Source organism: Pseudomonas sp. 43(2021), assembly GCF_017490805.1.
Lineage (GTDB): Bacteria > Pseudomonadota > Gammaproteobacteria > Pseudomonadales > Pseudomonadaceae > Aquipseudomonas.
The window spans coordinates 1-502 of sequence record NZ_JAFGYJ010000315.1 but is presented as its reverse complement, the minus strand read 5'-3'; the positions used below and the strand labels follow the sequence as shown (position 1 = coordinate 502).

Below are 502 nucleotides of genomic sequence, written 5' to 3'. Positions count from 1 at the left end.
GCTACAAAGGCGTGCTGAACATGGCCGGCGAAGATCGGCGGTTGGTGTTTCAGGGTGTGCTGAAACTCTATGGTTTCGACTGGGACACCGAATGGGCCGAGGGCGAGACGCGCGAGAGTGTGATCGTGTTTATTGCCGATGATTTGCCGGAAGAGAAAATTCGGGCGGGGTTTGCCAGGGTTGCAGCGCAACAAGCCTGATAATTTCAACAGCTCAAAAGGCCTCTTCGCGAGCAGGCTCGCTCCCACAGTAGAACGCATTCTGTCAGGAGGAATGCAATCCACTGTGGGAGCGAGCCTGCTCGCGAAGGCGGTCTAACCGACAGCACAATGCTCAAGGTCTGGACCGAGCAGTTTCTGCTCAAGATGATCCAGATGCCGATCCATCAACATGCCGGCTTTGGAAACATCACCTCGCTCCACAACCTCAACCAACGCCAAATGCTCCTGCCATGCGCAACAGCTTTGCGTCGAAAAATGACTCCGCGCAATTGCCAGCGACG

General features: G+C 55.6%; 1 protein-coding gene and 1 pseudogene. One reads left to right on the top strand and one right to left on the bottom strand.

Annotation, left to right across the window (positions count from 1 at the left end; all coding sequences use genetic code 11):
* A partial coding sequence (locus J5M71_RS27395) for a GTP-binding protein (protein ID WP_207838686.1) occupies window positions 1-200 on the top strand: 200 nt, incomplete at its 5' end.
* Window positions 201-314: 114 nt separating this feature from the next.
* Here the strand turns inward: J5M71_RS27395 and J5M71_RS29450 are convergent.
* Window positions 315-502, bottom strand: a pseudogene (locus J5M71_RS29450) (GntR family transcriptional regulator); the annotation flags it as partial.